Below are 16,508 nucleotides of genomic sequence, written 5' to 3'. Positions count from 1 at the left end.
AACGTGCGGTCTTTTTCATGTCTGTTCCTCTTTCCGAGTTTTTGTCTCGTGTTTTTCTTGTTATCACGGCAGCAGCGCACACTGCTAACGTCATCCTCCAAGTTAAGCAGTTAATTGATATTCGTCCAGTCCCTTGTTCCTTCTGCTTATCGCCTGAGTCGATAAACATATTTTGAAATAATCATTTTAAGAATAAAAACCCGCTGTTATCCTTCCCGTCAGATATAAGGCCGTCGGCCTGGATATGTCGCTTTCAAGCAGGATCTTCCCACTATGTACGTATATGATGAACACGATCGGCAAATGGCTGCCGAGAGGGTTGCCCAGTTCCGTGACCAGACCGAAAGAGCGCTGGCCGGGGAGTTGGCTGAAGACGAGTTTCTTCCCCTTCGCCTGCAGAACGGCCTGTACGTTCAGCGTCTTGCCCCCATGCTCAGGATCTGTGTTCCTTACGGCATGATGCGCTCAGACCAGCTTCGCCGGCTTGCGCGAATCACCCGGGACTACGACAAAGGCTATGCGCACTTCACCACTCGCCAGAATGTGCAGCTTAACTGGCCGGCGCTGGAAGACGTTCCCGACATTCTTGCAGAACTCGCTGAAGTGGAAATGCACGCCAACCAGACCAGCGGCAACTGCATTCGTAATACCACCACAGACCAGTTCTCCGGTGTTCAGTCGGACGAGATTGCGGATCCGCGGCCCTACTGCGAAATCATTCGCCAGTGGTCCACGTTCCATCCGGAATTTGCCTTCCTGCCGCGGAAATTCAAGGTTGCCGTGAACGCTTCCGAGCAAACCGATCGAGCCGCCATCCAGGTGCACGACATCGGGCTTCAGATGGTACGCAACGAGGCCGGCGATCTCGGTTTCCGGGTACACGTGGGCGGTGGTCTTGGCCGTACGCCCATGGTCGGGCCGGTAATTCGCGATTTCCTGCCGGAACTGGATCTTTTGACCTACCTGGAGGCCGTGCTTCGCGTCTATAACCGATACGGTCGGCGCGACAACAAGTTCAAGGCCCGGATCAAGATTCTGGTGAAGGCTCTGACCCCTGAGGGCTTTGCTGAAAAAGTGGAAGCAGAGTGGCAGCATATCAAGGAATCCCCGACCCGGCTGACGCCCGAGGCGATTCAACGCATCCAGGCCTACTTTACCGAACCGGATTACGCGGCTATCGACAATGCCACGGACCTGCTGGCCAGCCAGCGGTTTGAGAACCGGGGCTTTGACCAGTGGCTGACCCACAACGTGGACACCCACAAGAAGGCAGGCTATGCCATCGTCTCCCTGACGATGAAGAAAACCGGCACTCCTCCTGGCGATGTCAGTGACAAGCAGCTTGAACAGATTGCCGATCTGGCAGACGAGTTCAGCTTCGGTGAAATCCGGGTCACTCACCAACAGAACGTGGTGCTGGCCGATGTGCGCCAGGATCGGCTGTTTGAACTGTGGCAGGCGATTACGCCCATGGGTTTCGGTACCGCGAACCTGAACACCCTGACTGATGTTATCTGCTGCCCCGGCGGTGATTACTGCGCCCTGGCCAATGCCAAGTCCATCCCGGTGGCCGAGGCCATCCAGCGGCAGTTCGATGATCTGGATTATCTGTACGACCTGGGCAATATCGATCTGAACATTTCCGGCTGCATGAATGCCTGCGGCCACCACCACGTCGGCAACATTGGTGTTCTCGGTGTCGACAAGAAAGGCCAGGAGTTCTATCAAATCAGTCTGGGCGGGTCGTCCCATCATGATGCCTCAATCGGCAAGATTCTGGGGCCTTCCTTTGCACGGGATGAGATGCCCAAGGTGATTTCAAAGATCATTGATGTCTACGTGGACAAGCGCACGGAAGAGGAAACCTTCCTCGACACCTATCGCCGCGTAGGAATTGATCCATTCAAGGAGCGGGTTTATGCCTAACGTTATTTCTCCGGATGGCAGCATCCGCCAGGACAACTGGGTAGTGGTGCCCCGCCCCGCCGAGGGCGAATCGCTGGATATTCCGGCCGACCAGCCGGCGTTAATCCCTGCGGATCTCTGGCTGGCAGGCTATGAGCATTTTACCGGACGGCAGGAGATTGGCGTGTGGTTCGACAGCCACGACGAGCCGGAGATTCTGGACGGTCGGGTGAACGAACTGCCGGTAATTGCTGTGAATTTTCCGAAGTTCAGTGACGGGCGTGGTTACAGCATTGGCCGGCTACTGCGTGAACGTTTCGGCTACAAGAATGAGCTTCGGGCGATTGGAGACGTGTTGCTGGATCAGCTGCAGTTCATGAAGCGCTGCGGATTCGATGCTTATGTCCTTCGGGCTGACAAGGACATCAACAAAGCTGCGCGGTGCCTGAACTTCTTCAGCCAGGGCTACCAGGCCGCGACCGATACGGAGATCCCGCTGTTCCGGCGTCGGGCCTCCTAGTTATGAAGCTTTAGAGTACGAAGAGAGGGGCTTTTCCCTCTCTTCTATTCCATCTTATCGGTTGGAGTCGCTTCTTATTTAGAGTGATCCAGGACAATCTTGCCGGCTGATTCACCTTTCAAGAACGCCTTCAGCGCCCCATCCAGCTCACTGCGACCGATATCCCGGGCAGACGCTTCGGTCTTCGGACACGCCCACTCCCCGGCGAATTTCTTCCATACCGCTTCTTTCTCTGGCAGGGGAATCTCTACCGAATCGACACCCAGCAGATTCACGCCTCGCAGGATAAACGGCAGCACGGTGGACTGAAGGCCCGGACCGGCTACGAGACCACAACAGGATACTGAGCCACCAGGCTTGATCTGCTTGAGCAGTTCGGCCAATGGGCTACCACCCACCGTATCGACAGCGTTCGCAAATGCCGGTTTAACGAGGGGTTTCTTATCCTCGGCCAGGGTTTCACGACCCACAACTTCTTTAGCCCCAAGAGCTTTGAGATCGTCTGCATGGTCGGCCTTGCCGCTTATGGCGACGACGTCGAACCCAAGTTTGGCAAGCAGTTCCACCGCAACGGTGCCAACGGCACCGGAGGCTCCTGAAACAGCGACTTTGCCCTGCTCCGGCTTGGCGCCCATAGTCAGAAGCTTCTGAACACAGAGACCGGCGGTGAGGCCGGCGGTGCCATAGATCATAGCGGTACGAGCGTTCCATCCTTCCGGCATGGGAACACACCAGGCGGCAGGTACGCGGATGTATTCGCCAAAACCGCCGTCTGTATTCATGCCCAGGTCGTACCCGGTCACGATAACCGGACTGCCGTTCGAGGGGTTGCCAGTGGCGGAATCGACGACCTCTCCTGCTGCATCAATACCCGGGGTATGGGGAAAGGAACGGGTAACGCCCTTATTGCCGGAAGCCGACAGCGCATCCTTGTAGTTGAGAGAAGAGTGGCTTACCCGTATCAGGACGTCACCATCAGGAAGGTCGGCAGTACTCAAAGATTTCTCCGCACCGACATACTCGCCGTTCTGCTCTTCAACGCGCCAGGCCTTGAATTCGGAATTGGTGGTCATCATTCTTCTCCGCTTTCGGTGGTCTACTGGAACTTCTGGTTGCGGAAGGCGCCCAGGACTTTCCAGACAGTGTGTTCAAGCGCCGAACTGGTGGCCAATCCGAGTTTTTCCGGAAGGGTCCGCTTGCGCTGATATGCCACTGAGACTACGTCTGCCCGGTCGCAGGCTTCAATGAGATATTCGTCGGAGGTCTTGATCTCGTCGATCAGTTTCACTTCGAGCGCTCGCTTGCCGAACCAGATATCTCCATTGGCAACGGCTGCAATGTCCAGGTCCGGCCGGCGTTCGCTGACATACTCTTTGAAAAGACCGTGAGTGTCTTCAAGATCTTCCAGAAATTTCTGTCGGCCTTTATCGGTGTTTTCACCAAATATAGTCATGGTGCGTTTGTGCTCTCCAGCGGTGAGCACCTCGAAGTCCACGTCGTTCTTCTTGAGGAAACGATGGAAATTCGGAAGCTGGGCAACCACACCGATCGAGCCCAGGATGGCAAAGGGCGAAGCAACGATCCTGTCTGCGACGCAGGCCATCATGTAGCCTCCACTGGCCGCCACCTTGTCAACGCAGGCGGTGAGGCGAAGACCCTTGCTGCGAATCCGGTCCAGCTGGGCGGCCGCAAGGCCATAGGAATGAACCAGCCCACCACCGCTTTCGAGGCGGATAACCACTTCGTCTTTTTCCGGATCGGCAATACTCAGCACCGCAGTAATTGCCCTGCGAAGCGGATCTGTGTCGCTGGCTTTGATATCGCCGTCGAAATCCAGAACATAGACGCGACCACGACTGTCATCCTGCTCATCGGTATTCTTCGCGGCCTTGGCCGCTTTCTTCTCCGCCTTCTGAGCCTTTTTCCGGGCCTTCTGGAACACCTTTCTTTGGTGATCAGACATCAGCCGTGACTGAATCGATTCACGCAGCTTTTCGTATTTCTCGTTGAGTTTCCGGATCTTGAGTTCTCCCTCGCCCTCATGATCGCCCCGATCCTTCTGGGCCGCGGACATGATGACAGAGATCACTACCAGGGCCGCCACCACGAAAGTAACGATCTTGGCCAAAAACAAACCGTATTCTGTCAGGAACTCCAAAGTGCTTCTCCAACTCAGTGTGCGGGAACAAGAGTGTAACTTACCGAATTTATGGTGATAAGGAGAGCAAAAAAATTAAAACAAGCGTTCGATCGATCTTGACAGGGCCGACCACTCACCATAAAGTCGGATTGCGAGGTCGGCTCTACCCGGGCACCCGATCAGGCTCGTGCAGCCAGGGACATCAAGCCGTCGTGATCATGACTAGACAACCATCAAAAGGGTAAAACAATGTCTGTAGCTCAGGTATTTGAACAACTCGAACAGAATTTCAACGCAGACGCAGCTCAAGGCCTGGACCTGGTATTCCAGTTCGACATCGAGGACGACAAGACCTACCACCTCGTTATTAATGACGGCACCTGCAAAATGCACGAAGGCGCCCATGACGATCCATCCGTTACCCTGATCATGAACTCCGAAACCCTGCAGGGCATCGTTTCAGGCGAGACCGACGGCATGCAGGCATTCATGGCAGGTCAACTGCGCGCCGAAGGCGATATGATGCTGGCAACCAAATTGGGCGAACTGTTCAAGATGGGCTGATTGCCCCCCGTCAAGCACAAAAAAGCCTGCGTCTCGACGCAGGCTTTTTTTATGCCCGAGAATCTATTGATTCCAGAACTGCACGGCTTCCCTCGCCTGCTCGTTTACCGGAACAGCAACCAGACCCGAAGAGGATAGCTTTACCTCGAAAACAGCCCCATCCCGCATTGGCATGAACGTCATGCTTCCGTCCACGGCCTCCACAAACGGCAAGTTGAATTGACGGTCCCACTGCCAGAGATCAGGCCAGATGCCTTCAGCGAGGCCTATGGAAGTCCTCGGAGCCGACCTCTCCTGCTCAAGCGACGTGTAACGCCCACTCAATTGCTCGAGCCGGTAACCGGGAGCGATATCAAGCCAACGGAAGGGGCCGGTAAAACGGAGAATCCTGGCGTCAATCTGCCATTGATCGCCCTGCAGCGTTCTCACCACAGACAACCCATCCTGACTCTGAAGGGAAACCTGCCAGATCTGTTCGGCCTGTCTCTGGGTGGAGATGCTTGCCGCGGTCTGCAAGCCTACCAGTGAATGATAGCTGCTCAGATTTACCGCAATCACGAGGACATATAAACCGGCCAGAATGACACCGAAAACCGCTGTTCCTTTAATCCAGGTGAGCAACCATCGGGGGTGCCTGAAAAACAGCAGGCCCGCTATAACCATCACAGCGCCGGCAGCGGCCAGTACAATGATAGCGAGCGTGTGGGACATGGAACTACAAACCTACATCGTCCAGCGACGATTCAGCCAGTTTCAGTAGATCTACGTTGCGGTCTTCGCTTTTGCCAATACTCTCGATGCAGTACTCCAGCGAAGTCAGAGCGTCCGCCAGCGCCTCGAGCACCTGGGCGGCTGGCGCTTCCTTCGCATCCAGCAAGCGCTCCTGGATTGAAGCCGCAACCCGCTCGAGAACCCCGGCGGCTCCAGGATCATTCACCATTTGCAGGCCACCCCAGATGCTGTGCAGGGTTGCTGGCAGATTGGCAAGATGCAGTTTGTCGTAGTCGGATTCGATAAAAGCGGTGATTGCACGCTTTGCCAGGGTCAATGCCCCACGGGCTTCGTCAGCCACGACATAGAGCGCCTCACGGAGGTAGACAGACTCCTCCCGCTTGCGTTCACCACCGGCCAACGCGTCGGTTTCCGACGTGATGCCGCGGGTCACGATCTGCATGACGGCGTCTTCGATTCCCAGGACGGAATCGGCGAGTCGATACAGTTCATCATCACCTGGCAAGCGAGATTCTGCTTCCCAACCCCGAAGCTTGCTCGCCTCTTCTCTTGAAACGCCCGCCAGCTTGTTCAGGTCAAGCATCACCAAAGTGTTGGCCAGTCGTTCGAGGGCATCGGCAATCGAAGACAGCTCCGCCAGATCCGGCTCGATACCGCGTTCAATGATGTCCAGCTTGTCCTTCAACTGGTTCAGTTCATCCTGCAGCGCTTCTGACAGGGATTTAAGGACATCACTGCCAGGACCGTACAACCTGCGCGCATGGGCTTCCAGCATAGAATCCGGAAAATCCGCCGGCGCGAGATGGTAAGCGGATAACACCTCGGTAACTTCAGGGTTAGCAGACCCGCTGCGGTACAGCAGATAGACCAGATCCCGAATCAGCGAATCCGGCGCGTCTTTACCCGTGGCAACCTTGCCCACGTACACCACTTCCCGGGCGTACTTCTCGATCCGCATGAACATGCGCTTGCGGGCCTTGTTAAAGACCATAGCGCGATCAAGCATGGTGTCCGCAACAATGCCGACAAGGCACCACATCTGCCCCATAGGTGCGCCCTGGCAAAGGCGGGCAAGTCCTCTCGAAGCGCGGCCAATCAATTTCTTGTTTACCACATCGTTCCGGTCGCGAAGAATTCCCAAAAGCGCAACCTGGAAGGTCAGGCGCATGCGACGCGCCATGACTTCGTAATCCGCCTCATTGCCTTCAAACGGCTGCAATGACAAACCGGCACAAAAATCCGGCCTCTCTTTGACATCGACATCAAAAAAACAGGATTCGGGATAGGGTTTTTCCCGGCGGGCCTCTCGGAGGTCATTGATCACGGGAAGCAACAGCTCGGGATGGTCTTCGCGCTGCTGATGATAGTACTCGACATAGCGCCGAAGAATGAACAGAGCGCTATTGAGGGTAGTAAGGAGGATGTTTTTGTCGTCATTAGCGCCAACGGGAACGTCGTTGGCCATAGTTACTGCTTCCTGGCACAGCAGGGTTCCGCCCCGCAGCTCCACCAGAATAAAAATGCCCCGCAACTGGTTGATGAAATCAACACAGTTCTGGAGATCCTCACCCCTTTCGCGGTTTTCCTGAAAGCGTTCAAGGCTGGATTCTGCCTGCTTGATGGTCTGCTCTATTTCACTTTTGACCAGATCAAACGACTGCGATTTCGTCGCGAGAGACGACTGAACCATAAACGCTTCCCGTTAATGTTGCGGAGACTACCGCATCCTCTTTGGTGGTCACTGGTCCGGCTGTCGCGTACCAGGCCTTTTTGTTCTGGGCCGGCTAACCCCTTTTCCGGCCAAAGCCAGTTCGCAAAAAACTGGCGAACTTATCATTACTTATAACATAAAACTCAAGTACCTCAAGAAAGGCGGAATGTAACATTTGGTACAGCCCGACCCAGTTCTCATTCCGGGCTCTGGAGTTTACCCCACACAGTTTCGCCCGCCTGTTTTTCGAGCAGGGACATGAACTCTTTGTGGGCTTCGGCCTCTGAACTGGAGGCACGAACCACCGACAGGGGCGCTCTGTCAGCAGGCAGCCTTCGAATTCCGCCGTTACCGCCGCCGTTCTCGGATCCGGCATCCAGTGACAGCGCGGTCTGGCCACCGGTAAGCAGGAGGTAAACATCGGCCAGGATCTCCGCATCCAGCAACGCGCCGTGGAGGTCACGGTTGCTGTTGTCCACACCGTAGCGCTTGCAGAGCGCATCAAGGTTGTTCTTCTGCCCCGGGTGACGGGCCCTTGCGATAGCGAGCGAGTCCACGATTCCGCAGTGGTCCGCGGTTTTCCGTACCGGCTTGAGACGGGCGAATTCCGAGTCCATGAAGCCGACGTCGAACGCAGCGTTATGGATAACCAGCTCGGCGCCCTTGATGAACTCGAAGAACTCATCGGCGATTTCCGCGAAACGGGGTTTGTCGGCAAGGAACTCGTTGGTGATGCCGTGAACAGTGATCGCCTCAGCCTCTACTTCCCGGTCCGGGTTGATATAGACATGGTAGTTGCGGCCGGTGAGCTGGCGCTCCATCAATTCAACACAACCGATCTCGATGATCCGGTGACCTTCTGCCGGGTCGATACCCGTGGTTTCTGTATCCAGTACGATCTGTCTCATTGCCTGTACCTGGTTAACTGTATTTATGCGCTCTGAATCTATGCGCCGGAAAGCTCGTCGACACCGCGATTGGCCAGTTCATCCGCCAGCTCATTGTCAGGAACACCAGAGTGCCCTTTTACCCAGTGCCAGTTAATCTGGTGCCGGGCCACTTCGGCATCCAGCTCGCGCCAGAGATCTTCGTTCTTCACGGGCTTTTTCGCGGAGGTCTTCCAGCCGTTCCGCTTCCAGCCTGCCATCCATTCCGTAATGCCTTTGCGCACGTACTGCGAATCCGTAAACAGCTCCACCTCGCACGGGCGCTTCAGGGCCTCCAGACCACGGATGGCTGCCATTAATTCCATGCGGTTGTTCGTGGTATTCGTCTCCCCGCCGTGCAGGGTCTTTCGATTGTCGCCATAGCGCAAAACCACGCCCCAGCCGCCGGGCCCGGGGTTGCCTTTGCAGGCGCCATCCGTATAGAGGGTTACCTTGCCGGTCATTCAGCCTCCTGATTTAATTTTCGGTGATTCACTTCGGTCTGTTAATCGGCGAGCCACTGCGGCTGCAACCTCGGGAGGCGCCAACGGTACCGGTGCCCGGCAGAGCAATCACCTTGCTTTGGCGCCAGACGGGGCGCCTCGGCAACCGGGCGTGGACGCGTTTTTTGGCAAGGATACAGTAATAGGCGCCTACTGGCAGGAGTCGATTTCCGGACAAACGGTTGTCAATCCGGCTCGTCGGCTTGCGACCACTGCGCTGCAGTGGTGGCCTGAAAAACCGGGTAATCGACGCTTCAACATTGAAGCCCAGCAAGTGCAGCCAGTCTTCCATGCGTCCACGCAAGAGGAAACGACCGCCCCACGGGCCCTCGCTACTCCTGGAGATCAGTTTGCGCGCACCCCAGAGGCTCAGAGGATTAAAACCAAACAGGGCCATCGTGCCCTCTCCCCGGAGCACGCGCGCCGCCTCGCGAATCACCTGGTGAGGGTAAGGAGAGAAATCGGCCGTGTGATGCAGCACGACAAGATCCATCGAGTCACCGGGAAAGGCCAGCTCGTCGGCATCGCAGATTGCGACTCCATCCGGAATATGGGGATACCATCTTGGCGCTGTCATGATCTTCTGGGAAAAATCCGTGCCGGTAGCCAATGGCAGCCGATGGCTGATCCCCACCTGCAACTGCCTGGCGCCTGTCAGACGCTGTAGCTCGGCGTCGACAAAGCGTCTCTGGTCGGCCAACAGTGCCCGACCAAGCGGGGTCTGGAACCAGCGCTCAAAGCTCTCATGTCTGGCGGAATAATCAACTGCCTCGGATTCACTCACCAATGCGCCACTCCAGGAAGCCCTTTCCCATGGTTGGGGCCTTGTATTTAATGCTCTATCATATCAGTCACATTCGATAAGCACATGTGGGGCCCTATGCTGACCATTTCCGCCATACCCGCCTTCAGTGACAACTATATCTGGTGCCTTTCCGACACCGCCAGCGACAAGGCGCTGATCGTGGACCCGGGCCAGGCCCAACCGGTCCTGGACCATCTGGCCGAGAACGGACTGACCCTGGATACCATTCTGGTGACCCACCATCATCCGGACCATGTCGGCGGTGTCAAAGAATTGCTCTCCCGTTTTCCGGATTGCAGGGTAACGGGCCCCGCGGATTCGCCCTACAAAGGCAGTACCAACCTGGTTCATCCCGGTGACGAGGTGATCTGGGAAGATATCACCTTCCAGGTCCTGGGCGTTCCCGGCCATACTCTCGATCATATTGCCTACTTCACCGACGTCGAGGTAAATGGTCGGCCGGTTCTCTTCTGTGGCGATACCCTTTTTGTCTGTGGATGCGGACGTCTGTTCGAGGGCTCACCGGAGCAGATGCGTCAGTCTCTTCAGACCCTCCGGGCGCTGCCTGGCAAGACCGCCGTTTACTGCGCCCACGAGTACACCCTCGCGAACCTGCGCTTTGCCCGCAGCTGGTTGCCGGAAGACGAAGGTCTCCGGACGTTCGAGCAGGAGTGTCAGGCCGCCCGCGATGCAGGAGAACCGACGGTTCCTTCAATCCTCGAGAACGAGAAACGGCTCAATCCGTTTCTGCGGTGGGATGATCCGGCGGTAGTGGACTCCGCCCGGGCCTATTGCTCAAGCCGCGGCCTGCCCGCCGATTCCGATAACGCTATTTTTGCGGCCATTCGCCACGGCAAGGATAATTTCTGACGCCTGGTGATACGCACTTAACAAATCCTCTCAGAGCCGTAACGAGAGGTTTCTTGACCCCTTTTTAATCGGTCCCATAGAATCATTTCAAAATTGTGACCGTAAATTGTTCAATATGCCGGAGTTTCAGATGCTGAATCCGGCCTCAACCTGAACCCGGATGCTGTTATGTCGGCCAGACGATTGTCGTTTTTGTTTTTCGCCGGAGCCCTCGCAAGTGGCTGCACCAGCCTGATCAGCCAGGGAGAGCAAAGCCCGCTGAACACACAGGAAGTCACGGTCGCCGCGGGCGATGAAGGGCTCAAGAAAGCTGTCGAGACCGGAGAAAACCGTGACGCTGCCCGCGACGAGCCGCTGGACGAAGCTATTGCTCCGGAATTGAAGGATGCTGCCAGGGATGCCCGGGAGAAGCTCGACAATCCGGTTCAGAAAACCGCTGAGGCGGAGGCAGTTGAGCAAGATCTGTGGGCAAGACTGCGCTCAGGATTTGTTCTGGATCACGATATCGACAATGAACGGGTTCGGGACCAGTTGAACTGGTATGCCCGACATCCCGGCTACATTGACCGGGTTGTGGAACGCGGCAGTCGCTACCTTCACTATATCGTCAACGAGACCGAAAAGCGGGGCTTGCCTGCCGAATATGCTCTGCTCCCCGTTGTTGAAAGCGCGTTCGATCCGTTTGCGTACTCCCATGGGCGCGCGGCCGGTCTCTGGCAATTCATTCCCTCCACGGGCAAATACTTTGGCCTGACACAGAGCTGGTGGCACGATGACCGTCGTGACGTCATCGCCGCAACCGACGCTGCCCTGACCTATCTCGAGCGCCTCGCAAACCGGTTTGATGGCGACCACACGCTCGCCCTTGCCGCCTACAACAGCGGCGGCGGCACGGTTTCCAGCGCCATGCGCCGCAACCGGAACGCCAACAAGCCGACAGACTTCTGGTCTCTTCACCTGCCCCGGGAGACCAGACACTACGTCCCCAAACTGATTGCTCTGGCGAAAATATTCGACAATCCCGAGGCCTATGGCATTGAACTGCCATCGCTGAAAGACGAACCCTACTTCGAAGTTGTTGATACCGGCTCCCAGCTCGACCTTGCCCAGGCGGCAGAACTGGCCGGAGTAGATGTCGACGAGATCTACCTCCTGAACCCCTCCTACAATCGCTGGGCAACTTCGCCGGATGGACCTCACCGGTTGCTCGTTCCGGTTGGGAATGCGGAGACGTTCCGTGCCGCCCTGGCTGAAATTCCAGCCAATCAACGGGTGTCCTGGCGCAACTACGAAGTCAAATCCGGAGACAGTCTCAATTCGATCTCCCGCAAGTTCTCCACAACGCCGTCAGTGCTGCAGCAGGTCAACAATCTGGACAGCGACCTGATACGAATTGGCCAGCGCCTGATGATTCCCTTTGCTTCCAAGGGCAGCGATGCTTACGCCCTGAGCGCCTCCCAGCGCCTTGAGCGCAAACAGGAGCGTAAGCGGGACGGTAACAAGGTTCGTTACACGGTGCGCAAGGGCGACACCTTCTGGGACATTGCCCGCGAGCACCGGGTGTCCGTACGTGAAGTTGCTGCCTGGAACGGTATGGCGCCGGGCGATCCGCTGATACCCGGCAAGGAACTGGTCATCTGGTCCAAAACCAGTCAGCCGACGGTTGTGGCAGCCAACAGTGGCCGTGGTAAGGCTATGGTTCGGAAAGTAGGCTACCGGGTGCGCAAAGGCGACTCCCTTGCCCGGATTGCCAGCAGGTTTTCCGTGAATGTGCGGGACATCGCAAGCTGGAACGATCTGAATACCGCCCGTTATCTGCAACCCGGGCAAAGTCTGGTACTCTACGTTGATATCCGAAACAGTCCCTGACGTGCGAGACTTATGACAAGAACACGGAAAGCCTCATCCCTTACGTCGTTTTTATCAGCCCTGGCACTTATTGCCACACCGCTTATCTCACCCTTTTCCGTCGCCGACGAGGCAATGCCAGCACATGGCATTGCCATGCACGGGGACACCAAATACCCTTCCGGGTTCAGCCACTTCGATTACGTGAATCCGGAAGCCCCGAAAGGCGGCACCCTGAAAATGGCGGTTGTTGCCAACGGCTTCGACTCATTCAATCCTTTTGATATACGGGGTGTTGCCGCCGCGGGCATCAGCAACTATCTGTATGACACACTCCTTGAGTCGTCCGACGATGAGCCCTTTTCGGCCTACGGCCTGATTGCCGAATCCCTGGAGACACCCGAAGACCGGAGCTATGTGGTTTTCAATATCCGTGAACAGGCGCGGTTCCACGATGGCGAAGCCATTACCGCTGAGGATGTGAAATTCTCCTTCGACACGCTTACTACCCAGGGGCATCCCTTCTTCCGGAACTACTACGCTGACGTAGAAACAGTCACGATAGAAAGCCCTCAGCGAGTACGTTTTGACTTCAAGGAAACCAGCAATCGGGAGCTGCCGCTGATCCTCGGCCAGATGCCCATTCTGCCCCAACACTACTGGGCCGATCGCGAATTTGGCAAGAATGGCCTCAACCCGCCGTTGGGCAGTGGCCCCTACCGGATTGGTGACTTCGAAGCAGGCCGGTCGATTACTTACGAACGGGTTGACGATTACTGGGCACAGGATCTTGGCGTCCGGAATGGCCGCTTCAACTTCGATCAGATCACCTACGACTACTACACCGATGACACCGTGGCGCTGGAGGCGTTCAAGGCCGGCAGTTTCGATTTCCGGTTGGAGTCTTCTGCCAAGAACTGGGCCACAGCCTACACCGGGGAGCGTTTCGAAAACGGCATGATCATCAAGGAAGCCATCGAGCATCACCGGCCTTCAGGCATGCAGGGTTTTGCCTTCAACACCCGCAGAAAGGTGTTTTCCGACCCGCTGGTTCGTGAAGCGCTGGCCTATGGTTTCGACTTCCAGTGGGCCAACAAGAACCTCTTCTTCGACCAGTACACCCGTACTGACAGCTACTTTGAAAACAGCGATCTCGCTTCCTCGGGTCTCCCCACCGGCCGTGAACTGGAAATACTCGAACCTTACCGGGATCAGTTGCCCGATGATGTGTTTACCGAGGAGTACCAGCCACCCACCACCGAAGGCCAGCAGGGCCTCCGCGAGAATCTGAGGACGGCTCTGGGTCTGCTCAAGTCCGCCGGGTATATCATCCGCGATGGCAAGATGGTACACGGCGAAACCGGCGAACCACTGGCGTTCGAAATCCTGCTGTTCCAGAAAAGCTTCGAGCGGGTGGTTCTGCCTTTCAAGAACAACCTCGGCCGTCTCGGTATCGATGTGACCGTACGCCTCGTGGACAGCAACCAGTACATCCAGCGCCTGCGGGAATTCGATTTCGATATGATCACCCAGGTGTTCGGCCAATCGGATTCCCCGGGCAATGAACAGCGGGAATACTGGCATTCATCCACCGTGGATGCCAAAGGCTCACGGAATTACATGGGCGTGAGCGATCCGGTGATCGACGAGCTTGTGAACATGGTCATTCAGGCGCCAAACCGAGAGGAACTGGTTTACCGGGTTCGCGCCTTGGACCGGGTTCTGCTGCACCACTATTATGTGATTCCTCACTGGCACCTGAGAAGCGACCGTGTCGCCTACTGGAACCATCTGCAACGTCCAGCCGAGACGCCGAAAAACGGCATTGATCTGGACAACTGGTGGGCGAAGCCCTGAGGAAAACGCCGCCAAATGGGCATCTACATACTCAGGCGTCTGGCGCTGATCATCCCCACGCTGATCGGAATCATGCTGCTCAACTTTGTCATTGTGCAGGCGGCCCCCGGTGGTCCCGTTGAGCAGCTTATCGCTGAGATGGAAGGCCACGGCGGCAGCGCGCTGGCCCGGGCTTCCGGTGGTGGAACAGGTGGCGAGGTAGCCGACTCTTCCGGCGACACGCGTGGTTCCCGCGGCATACCCGATGAGCTTCTGAAAGAAATCGAAGTGATGTATGGCTTCGACAAGCCTGCTCACGAACGCTTCTTCAAGATGCTTGGCGATTACGCCACCTTCAACTTCGGTGATTCCTTCTTCCGGGAAAAAAGCGTCATCGACCTGATAATCGATAAAATGCCCGTTTCGATCTCCCTGGGGCTGTGGTCGACGCTGATCATCTATTTTATTTCCATCCCCCTGGGCATCCGGAAAGCCGTTACAGACGGCTCCAGGTTCGATGTCTGGACCAGCTCAGCCATTGTGGTGGGCTACGCCATTCCGGGCTTCCTCTTCGCGATACTGCTCATCGTGTTGTTTGCCGGGGGCAGTTATTTCGACTGGTTTCCGCTCCGGGGCCTGACCTCTTCGAATTTCGACGAGCTTACCTGGTACCAGAAAATCGGGGATTACTTCTGGCACCTGGCGTTGCCCGTCACCGCAAATGTGATCGGCGGTTTTGCCACCCTGACCCTGCTTACCAAGAATTCCTTCCTGGATGAGATCGGAAAGCAGTACGTGGTAACCGCCCGCGCCAAGGGTCTGGACCAGAAAGAAGTGCTGTATGGCCACGTATTTCGCAATGCCATGCTGATCGTGATTGCCAGCCTGCCAGGCGTCCTTGTCGCTCTGTTCTTTACGGGCTCCCTGCTGATTGAAGTGATCTTCTCCCTCGACGGGCTCGGGCTGCTCGGTTTCGAGGCGGCCCTGAACCGCGACTATCCCGTGATCTTCGGCACCCTGTATATCTTCACCCTGATGGGCCTGATCCTGAAGCTGATCAGCGACATTACCTACGTCCTGGTCGATCCGCGGATCGATTTTGAAAGCCGGGAGGGTGCGTGAGTTTCCGGTCTCTGACTCCGATCCAACAGCGGCGCCTGCGGAACTTCCGGAAAAACCGCCGGGGTTTCTGGTCTTTGTGGATTTTTCTCGCCCTGTTCGGCCTGTCACTGGTCGCCGAGCTCATTGCCAACGACTCACCGCTGGTCGTGTCGTACAAAGGCGACCTCTACTTCCCGGTGGTCCAATCCGTGCCGGAAGAAACCTTTGGAGGTTTCCTGCCCACGGAAGCCGATTATCGCGATCCCTTTATCGCCGATGAGATAAGCGCCAACGGGTGGATGGTCTGGCCACCGATCCGGTTCAGCTACAACACCATCAATTACGATCTCGAGGTTCCGTCACCGGCGCCGCCGAGTGCAGAGAACTGGCTGGGGACCGACGATCAGGGCCGGGATGTTGCAGCCCGGGTGATCTATGGCTTCCGCATTTCGGTTCTGTTCGGCCTTACCCTGACCATCGCCAGTTGCATTGTCGGCGTAGTGGTCGGCGCCATCCAGGGCTTTTACGGCGGCAAAATTGATCTACTGGGCCAGCGCTTTATCGAGGTCTGGTCCGGCCTGCCGGTACTGTATCTGCTGATCATTCTCTCGAGCATTGTGCAGCCAAACTTCTGGTGGCTGCTGGGCATCATGCTGCTGTTCAGCTGGATGGGGCTGGTGGATGTGGTCCGTGCGGAATTCCTGCGTGCCCGTAACTTCGAATACGTCAAAGCTGCCCGTGCACTGGGTCTGGACAACCGCAAAATCATGTTCCGGCATATACTCCCCAATGCCATGGTAGCCACACTGACCTTCCTCCCGTTCATTCTGACGGGGGCAATTACCGGCCTGACCTCCCTGGATTTCCTGGGCTTTGGTCTGCCCTCCGGTTCACCCTCGTTGGGGGAACTGATTGCCCAGGGCAAGGCCAACCTGCATGCGCCCTGGCTGGGCATATCCGCCTTCGTATCGCTGTCGCTGATGCTCACCTTGCTGGTGTTCGTGGGTGAAGCCGTACGCGATGCCTTCGATCCGAGGAAGAGCTGAT

15 protein-coding genes are annotated in these 16,508 nt (G+C 56.6%); 8 read left to right on the top strand and 7 right to left on the bottom strand.

The window, feature by feature from the left end:
• The first annotated feature begins 273 nt into the window (after nt 1–273).
• Both BM035_RS13575 and BM035_RS13570 read left to right on the top strand, forming a co-directional pair.
• Nucleotides 274–1,926, top strand: coding sequence for a nitrite/sulfite reductase (locus BM035_RS13575; RefSeq protein ID WP_062784219.1), 1,653 nt, complete (start codon nt 274–276; stop codon nt 1,924–1,926).
• A complete protein-coding gene (locus tag BM035_RS13570; protein WP_008171689.1) occupies nt 1,919–2,425 on the top strand; it encodes a DUF934 domain-containing protein in 507 nt (168 codons plus the stop codon). The genes BM035_RS13575 and BM035_RS13570 overlap by 8 nt, the downstream gene beginning before the upstream one ends.
• A 74-nt stretch (nt 2,426–2,499) precedes the next feature.
• Here BM035_RS13570 and BM035_RS13565 read toward each other — a convergent pair whose 3' ends face one another.
• On the bottom strand, nt 2,500–3,498 hold the full coding sequence (locus BM035_RS13565) for a YhdH/YhfP family quinone oxidoreductase (RefSeq protein WP_092032504.1): 999 nt from the start codon (nt 3,496–3,498) through the stop codon (nt 2,500–2,502).
• A 23-nt stretch (nt 3,499–3,521) separates the two neighbouring features.
• The gene (sohB, locus tag BM035_RS13560; protein ID WP_008171694.1) at nt 3,522–4,583 is read right to left on the bottom strand and encodes a protease SohB; all 1,062 of its coding nucleotides are present in this window, start codon (nt 4,581–4,583) and stop codon (nt 3,522–3,524) included.
• A 231-nt stretch (nt 4,584–4,814) separates the two neighbouring features.
• On the opposite strand from sohB, the gene BM035_RS13555 reads away from it, so the two are divergent.
• Nucleotides 4,815–5,129 carry an SCP2 sterol-binding domain-containing protein gene (locus BM035_RS13555; RefSeq protein WP_008171697.1) on the top strand — a complete coding sequence of 105 codons (315 nt, stop codon included), beginning with the start codon at nt 4,815–4,817 and terminating at the stop codon, nt 5,127–5,129.
• Between the two features lie 63 nt (nt 5,130–5,192).
• Here BM035_RS13555 and BM035_RS13550 read toward each other — a convergent pair whose 3' ends face one another.
• The 5 genes from BM035_RS13550 to BM035_RS13530 all read right to left on the bottom strand — a co-directional run bounded on the left by BM035_RS13550 (nt 5,193) and on the right by BM035_RS13530 (nt 9,785).
• Nucleotides 5,193–5,840, bottom strand: a complete 648-nt coding sequence (locus BM035_RS13550; protein WP_008171698.1) for a hypothetical protein — start codon at nt 5,838–5,840, stop codon at nt 5,193–5,195.
• A 4-nt stretch (nt 5,841–5,844) separates the two neighbouring features.
• A complete protein-coding gene (locus tag BM035_RS13545; protein WP_092032501.1) occupies nt 5,845–7,551 on the bottom strand; it encodes a chemotaxis protein in 1,707 nt (568 codons plus the stop codon).
• A gap of 218 nt (nt 7,552–7,769) precedes the next feature.
• On the bottom strand, nt 7,770–8,480 hold the full coding sequence (dnaQ, locus tag BM035_RS13540) for a DNA polymerase III subunit epsilon (protein WP_092032498.1): 711 nt from the start codon (nt 8,478–8,480) through the stop codon (nt 7,770–7,772).
• A gap of 38 nt (nt 8,481–8,518) precedes the next feature.
• Entirely contained in the window at nt 8,519–8,962 is a 444-nt protein-coding gene (gene rnhA, locus BM035_RS13535) for a ribonuclease HI (protein WP_014577167.1), read from the bottom strand.
• Nucleotides 8,963–8,990: 28 nt separating this feature from the next.
• On the bottom strand, nt 8,991–9,785 hold the full coding sequence (locus BM035_RS13530) for a class I SAM-dependent methyltransferase (RefSeq protein WP_014577168.1): 795 nt from the start codon (nt 9,783–9,785) through the stop codon (nt 8,991–8,993).
• Between the two features lie 96 nt (nt 9,786–9,881).
• Here BM035_RS13530 and gloB point away from each other — a divergent pair, with 96 nt between their 5' ends.
• From gloB to BM035_RS13505, 5 genes are all read left to right on the top strand, one after another.
• Complete coding sequence (gene gloB / locus BM035_RS13525; protein ID WP_008171709.1) at nt 9,882–10,676, top strand: hydroxyacylglutathione hydrolase; 795 nt, start codon at nt 9,882–9,884, stop codon at nt 10,674–10,676.
• A 168-nt stretch (nt 10,677–10,844) separates the two neighbouring features.
• Nucleotides 10,845–12,545, top strand: coding sequence for a LysM peptidoglycan-binding domain-containing protein (locus BM035_RS13520; protein ID WP_008171711.1), 1,701 nt, complete (start codon nt 10,845–10,847; stop codon nt 12,543–12,545).
• 12 nt (nt 12,546–12,557) lie between these two features.
• A complete protein-coding gene (locus BM035_RS13515; RefSeq protein ID WP_092032496.1) occupies nt 12,558–14,381 on the top strand; it encodes an extracellular solute-binding protein in 1,824 nt (607 codons plus the stop codon).
• Between the two features lie 15 nt (nt 14,382–14,396).
• Nucleotides 14,397–15,482 (top strand): microcin C ABC transporter permease YejB, encoded by a 1,086-nt coding sequence (locus BM035_RS13510; protein WP_008171714.1) that lies wholly within the window; start codon nt 14,397–14,399, stop codon nt 15,480–15,482.
• Nucleotides 15,479–16,507 carry an ABC transporter permease gene (locus BM035_RS13505; protein WP_008171717.1) on the top strand — a complete coding sequence of 343 codons (1,029 nt, stop codon included), beginning with the start codon at nt 15,479–15,481 and terminating at the stop codon, nt 16,505–16,507. Before BM035_RS13510 ends, BM035_RS13505 begins: the two co-directional genes overlap by 4 nt.
• The last annotated feature ends 1 nt before the right edge of the window (nt 16,508 follow it).

Origin of the sequence: Marinobacter sp. DSM 26671, assembly GCF_900112835.1 — a bacterium.
GTDB classification, from domain to species: domain Bacteria; phylum Pseudomonadota; class Gammaproteobacteria; order Pseudomonadales; family Oleiphilaceae; genus Marinobacter; species Marinobacter flavimaris.
Note: the sequence above shows the minus strand (reverse complement) of the source record. Positions and strands in the feature narration are given on the sequence as shown.

What these genes read in the sequence shown, in the direction of transcription:
- gloB (WP_008171709.1), top strand. Translation starts at nt 9,882, where the DNA reads ATGCTGACCATTTCCGCCATACCCGCCTTCAGTGACAACTATATCTGG.
- dnaQ (WP_092032498.1), bottom strand. Translation starts at nt 8,480, where the DNA reads ATGAGACAGATCGTACTGGATACAGAAACCACGGGTATCGACCCGGCA.
- BM035_RS13575 (WP_062784219.1), top strand. Translation starts at nt 274, where the DNA reads ATGTACGTATATGATGAACACGATCGGCAAATGGCTGCCGAGAGGGTT.
- BM035_RS13565 (WP_092032504.1), bottom strand. Translation starts at nt 3,498, where the DNA reads ATGACCACCAATTCCGAATTCAAGGCCTGGCGCGTTGAAGAGCAGAAC.
- BM035_RS13510 (WP_008171714.1), top strand. Translation starts at nt 14,397, where the DNA reads ATGGGCATCTACATACTCAGGCGTCTGGCGCTGATCATCCCCACGCTG.
- rnhA (WP_014577167.1), bottom strand. Translation starts at nt 8,962, where the DNA reads ATGACCGGCAAGGTAACCCTCTATACGGATGGCGCCTGCAAAGGCAAC.
- BM035_RS13515 (WP_092032496.1), top strand. Translation starts at nt 12,558, where the DNA reads ATGACAAGAACACGGAAAGCCTCATCCCTTACGTCGTTTTTATCAGCC.
- BM035_RS13570 (WP_008171689.1), top strand. Translation starts at nt 1,919, where the DNA reads ATGCCTAACGTTATTTCTCCGGATGGCAGCATCCGCCAGGACAACTGG.
- BM035_RS13550 (WP_008171698.1), bottom strand. Translation starts at nt 5,840, where the DNA reads ATGTCCCACACGCTCGCTATCATTGTACTGGCCGCTGCCGGCGCTGTG.
- BM035_RS13555 (WP_008171697.1), top strand. Translation starts at nt 4,815, where the DNA reads ATGTCTGTAGCTCAGGTATTTGAACAACTCGAACAGAATTTCAACGCA.
- BM035_RS13520 (WP_008171711.1), top strand. Translation starts at nt 10,845, where the DNA reads ATGTCGGCCAGACGATTGTCGTTTTTGTTTTTCGCCGGAGCCCTCGCA.
- BM035_RS13545 (WP_092032501.1), bottom strand. Translation starts at nt 7,551, where the DNA reads ATGGTTCAGTCGTCTCTCGCGACGAAATCGCAGTCGTTTGATCTGGTC.